We start from the raw sequence: 5323 nt of genomic DNA, 5'->3' as shown, positions 1-5323 counted from the left end.
CAAAGACCTTTGAGAACTGAATAGACAAGAAACCAAGCGTGCGGGTTGTAGGAATACGACCTGTCAAAAAAAGAACAATAAGTCAGAAGTGACTGAGTAAGATTAACTTTAAATGAGAGTTTGATCCTGGCTCAGGACGAACGCTGGCGGCGTGCCTAATACATGCAAGTAGAACGCAGAAGGAAGGAGCTTGCTTTTTCTGGATGAGTTGCGAACGGGTGAGTAACGCGTAGGTAACCTGCCTGTTAGCGGGGGATAACTATTGGAAACGATAGCTAATACCGCATAAGAGTGGCTAACCCATGTTAGCCATTTGAAAGGGGCAATTGCTCCACTAACAGATGGACCTGCGTTGTATTAGCTAGTAGGTGAGGTAAGGGCTCACCTAGGCGACGATACATAGCCGACCTGAGAGGGTGATCGGCCACACTGGGACTGAGACACGGCCCAGACTCCTACGGGAGGCAGCAGTAGGGAATCTTCGGCAATGGGGGCAACCCTGACCGAGCAACGCCGCGTGAGTGAAGAAGGTTTTCGGATCGTAAAGCTCTGTTGTAAGAGAAGAACGTTGTGTAGAGTGGAAAGTTACACAAGTGACGGTATCTTACCAGAAAGGGACGGCTAACTACGTGCCAGCAGCCGCGGTAATACGTAGGTCCCGAGCGTTGTCCGGATTTATTGGGCGTAAAGCGAGCGCAGGCGGTTTAATAAGTCTGAAGTTAAAGGCAGTGGCTCAACCATTGTTTGCTTTGGAAACTGTTGGACTTGAGTGCAGAAGGGGAGAGTGGAATTCCATGTGTAGCGGTGAAATGCGTAGATATATGGAGGAACACCGGTGGCGAAAGCGGCTCTCTGGTCTGTAACTGACGCTGAGGCTCGAAAGCGTGGGTAGCGAACAGGATTAGATACCCTGGTAGTCCACGCCGTAAACGATGAGTGCTAGGTGTTGGGTCCTTTCCGGGACTCAGTGCCGACGCTAACGCATTAAGCACTCCGCCTGGGGAGTACGACCGCAAGGTTGAAACTCAAAGGAATTGACGGGGGCCCGCACAAGCGGTGGAGCATGTGGTTTAATTCGAAGCAACGCGAAGAACCTTACCAGGTCTTGACATCCCAGTGACCGTCCTAGAGATAGGATTTTTCTTCGGAACACTGGTGACAGGTGGTGCATGGTTGTCGTCAGCTCGTGTCGTGAGATGTTGGGTTAAGTCCCGCAACGAGCGCAACCCTTATTGTTAGTTGCCATCATTAAGTTGGGCACTCTAGCGAGACTGCCGGTAATAAACCGGAGGAAGGTGGGGATGACGTCAAATCATCATGCCCCTTATGACCTGGGCTACACACGTGCTACAATGGTTGGTACAACGAGTCGCAAGCCGGTGACGGCAAGCTAATCTCTGAAAACCAATCTCAGTTCGGATTGGAGGCTGCAACTCGCCTCCATGAAGTCGGAATCGCTAGTAATCGCGGATCAGCACGCCGCGGTGAATACGTTCCCGGGCCTTGTACACACCGCCCGTCACACCACGAGAGTTTGTAACACCCAAAGTCGGTGAGGTAACCTTTTAGGAGCCAGCCGCCTAAGGTGGGACAGATGATTGGGGTGAAGTCGTAACAAGGTAGCCGTATCGGAAGGTGCGGCTGGATCACCTCCTTTCTAAGGAAAAGCAANAGCCAGCCGCCTAAGGTGGGACAGATGATTGGGGTGAAGTCGTAACAAGGTAGCCGTATCGGAAGGTGCGGCTGGATCACCTCCTTTCTAAGGAAAAGCGGAAGCACGCTTGGTGTCTATTTAGTTCTCAGAGGTTTTGTGGGGCCTTAGCTCAGCTGGGAGAGCGCCTGCTTTGCACGCAGGAGGTCAGCGGTTCGATCCCGCTAGGCTCCATTAGGATACGAGAGATGATTCGCTTGAGCGAAAACTTGTATTCTAAGCTAGATAAGATATTGTTCAAGGAATTGAACACGACCTCATTTTTTAGGAAAAAAGATAAATCTCCTAGTGTGCAAGTCACACAGCGTCGATTTCCTATTTTTCTACAAAAATGCCCAACAAGTTGGGACGGTCTTAGTATCTTAAATTTGTCCATTGAAAATTGAATATCTATCAAATAGTAACAAGAAATAAACCGAAACGCTGTAGAATCCTATTGAAGAGTTTTTAATAAGGTTAAGTTAATAAGGGCGCACGGTGGATGCCTTGGCACTAGGAGCCGAAGAAGGACGTGATTAACGACGAAATGCTTTGGGGAGCTGTACGTAAGCGCTGATCCAGAGATATCCGAATGGGGGAACCCGGCAGGTTGATGCCTGTCACCCACTACTGTTAAGGTGGTGAGGAGGTAAACGCAGTGAACTGAAACATCTAAGTAGCTGCAGGAAGAGAAAGCAAAAGCGATTGCCTGAGTAGCGGCGAGCGAAAGGGCAGAAGGGCAAACCAGGTTGTTTACAACCTGGGGTTGTAGGACTGTGTTCTGTGAGCAATCGTCATAGAAGAAGGACTTGGAAAGGTCCGCCAAAGAGAGTAACAGCCTCGTATTTGAAATGACGCTTGCCACTAACAGTATCCTGAGTACGGCGAGACACGAGAAATCTCGTCGGAATCTGGGAGGCCCATCTCCCAACCCTAAATACTCCCTAGTGACCGATAGTGAACCAGTACCGTGAGGGAAAGGTGAAAAGTACCCCGGAAGGGGAGTGAAATAGAACCTGAAACCGTGTGCCTACAACAAGTTCGAGCCCGTTAATGGGTGAGAGCGTGCCTTTTGTAGAATGAACCGGCGAGTTACGTTTACGTGCGAGGTTAAGTTGAAGAGACGGAGCCGTAGGGAAACCGAGTCTGAATAGGGCGAATGAGTACGTGGACGTAGACCCGAAACCATGTGACCTACCCATGAGCAGGGTGAAGGTGAGGTAAGACTCACTGGAGGCCCGAACCAGAGTACGTTGAAAAGTGCTTGGATGACTTGTGGGTAGCGGAGAAATTCCAAACGAACTTGGAGATAGCTGGTTCTCTCCGAAATAGCTTTAGGGCTAGCGTCGACATTAAGAATCTTGGAGGTAGAGCACTGTTTGGGTGAGGGGTCCATCCCGGATTACCAATCTCAGATAAACTCCGAATGCCAAGGATTTATGGTCGGCAGTCAGACTGCGAGTGCTAAGATCCGTAGTCGAAAGGGAAACAGCCCAGACCACCAGCTAAGGTCCCAAAATAATTGTTAAGTGGAAAAGGATGTGGGGTTGCACAGACAACTAGGATGTTAGCTTAGAAGCAGCTATTCATTCAAAGAGTGCGTAATAGCTCACTAGTCGAGTGACCCTGCGCCGAAAATGTACCGGGGCTAAAACAATTTACCGAAGCTGTGGATCCCGTAAGGGATGGTAGGAGAGCGTTCTATGTGCTTTGAAGGTATACCGTGAGGAGTGCTGGAGCGCATAGAAGTGAGAATGCCGGTATGAGTAGCGCAAGACAGGTGAGAATCCTGTCCACCGTAAGACTAAGGTTTCCAGGGGAAGGCTCGTCCGCCCTGGGTTAGTCGGGACCTAAGGAGAGACCGACAGGTGTATCCGATGGCCAACAGGTTGATATTCCTGTACTAGAGTATAGAGTGAAGGAGGGACGCAGAAGGCTAACTCAACCGGACGACTGGAAGAGTCCGGCCAAGCAGTGAGGCGTGGACTGAGTCAAATGCTTAGTCTTGTAACGTTGAGCTGTGATGGGGAGCGAAGTTTAGTAGCGAAGTGAGCGATGTCACGCTGCCAAGAAAATCTTCTAGCGTTAATCTATACTCTACCCGTACCGCAAACCGACACAGGTAGTCGAGGCGAGTAGCCTCAGGTGAGCGAGAGAACTCTCGTTAAGGAACTCGGCAAAATGGCCCCGTAACTTCGGGAGAAGGGGCGCTGGCTTTAAGTCAGCCGCAGTGAATAGGCCCAAGCAACTGTTTATCAAAAACACAGCTCTCTGCAAAATCGTAAGATGACGTATAGGGGGTGACGCCTGCCCGGTGCTGGAAGGTTAAGAGGAGTGCTTAGCGTAAGCGAAGGTATGAATTGAAGCCCCAGTAAACGGCGGCCGTAACTATAACGGTCCTAAGGTAGCGAAATTCCTTGTCGGGTAAGTTCCGACCCGCACGAAAGGCGTAATGATTTGGGCACTGTCTCAACGAGAGACTCGGTGAAATTTTAGTACCTGTGAAGATGCAGGTTACCCGCGACAGGACGGAAAGACCCCATGGAGCTTTACTGCAGTTTGATATTGAGTATCTGTACCACATGTACAGGATAGGTAGGAGCCATAGAGATCGGGACGCCAGTTTCGATTGAGGCGCTGTTGGGATACTACCCTTGTGTTATGGCTACTCTAACCCAGTAGGTTAATCATCTACGGAGACAGTGTCTGACGGGCAGTTTGACTGGGGCGGTCGCCTCCTAAAAGGTAACGGAGGCGCCCAAAGGTTCCCTCAGACTGGTTGGAAATCAGTCGCAGAGTGTAAAGGTATAAGGGAGCTTGACTGCGAGAGCGACAACTCGAGCAGGGACGAAAGTCGGGCTTAGTGATCCGGTGGTTCCGTATGGAAGGGCCATCGCTCAACGGATAAAAGCTACCCTGGGGATAACAGGCTTATCTCCCCCAAGAGTTCACATCGACGGGGAGGTTTGGCACCTCGATGTCGGCTCGTCGCATCCTGGGGCTGTAGTCGGTCCCAAGGGTTGGGCTGTTCGCCCATTAAAGCGGCACGCGAGCTGGGTTCAGAACGTCGTGAGACAGTTCGGTCCCTATCCGTCGCGGGCGTAGGAAATTTGAGAGGATCTGCTCCTAGTACGAGAGGACCAGAGTGGACTTACCGCTGGTGTACCAGTTGTTCTGCCAAGAGCATCGCTGGGTAGCTATGTAGGGAAGGGATAAACGCTGAAAGCATCTAAGTGTGAAGCCCCCCTCAAGATGAGATTTCCCATGATTTTATATCAGTAAGAGCCCTGAGAGAAGATCAGGTAGATAGGTTAGGAGTGGAAGTAGTGTGAGCTATGGAGCGGACTAATACTAATCGCTCGAGGACTTATCCAAAAGAAGTAATGAGACTGTTCAAGGTATTGACAGCTAGAGGTTAAGCTTGATACAATAGATAGGTATTCAATTTTGAATTGGCAAACTCAGTAATGAGAACGCGAAGCAATTCGTTTGAATACAATACAATTCAATTCAGCGTTAAGTGACGATAGCCTAGGAGATACACCTGTTCCCATGCCGAACACAGTAGTTAAGCCCTAGCACGCCTGATGTAGTTGGGGGTTGCCCCCTGTGAGATACGGGAGTTGCTTAGCG

Annotated in this window: 1 tRNA gene and 3 rRNA genes; all 4 read left to right on the top strand. The window is 50.2% G+C overall.

Annotated features, from left to right (window positions below):
• Positions 1–108 precede the first annotated feature (108 nt).
• The 4 genes from AC4HAI_RS08885 (at position 109) to rrf (ending at position 5322) form a co-directional block, all read left to right on the top strand.
• Positions 109–1657, top strand: a 16S ribosomal RNA gene (locus AC4HAI_RS08885).
• A 155-nt stretch (positions 1658–1812) separates the two neighbouring features.
• A tRNA-Ala gene (locus AC4HAI_RS08880) sits at positions 1813–1885 on the top strand.
• Positions 1886–2165: 280 nt separating this feature from the next.
• Positions 2166–5065, top strand: a 23S ribosomal RNA gene (locus AC4HAI_RS08875).
• Between the two features lie 141 nt (positions 5066–5206).
• Positions 5207–5322: ribosomal RNA gene (rrf, locus tag AC4HAI_RS08870) — 5S ribosomal RNA — on the top strand.
• The 16S, 23S and 5S rRNA genes sit together here with 1 tRNA gene alongside, the layout of an rRNA operon.
• Position 5323 lies beyond the last annotated feature (1 nt).

The sequence above is a fragment of the Streptococcus sp. ALY_208 genome, assembly GCF_058314295.1.
The sequence above is the reverse complement of the archived record's forward strand: the minus strand, read 5'-3'. Positions and strand labels throughout refer to the sequence as shown.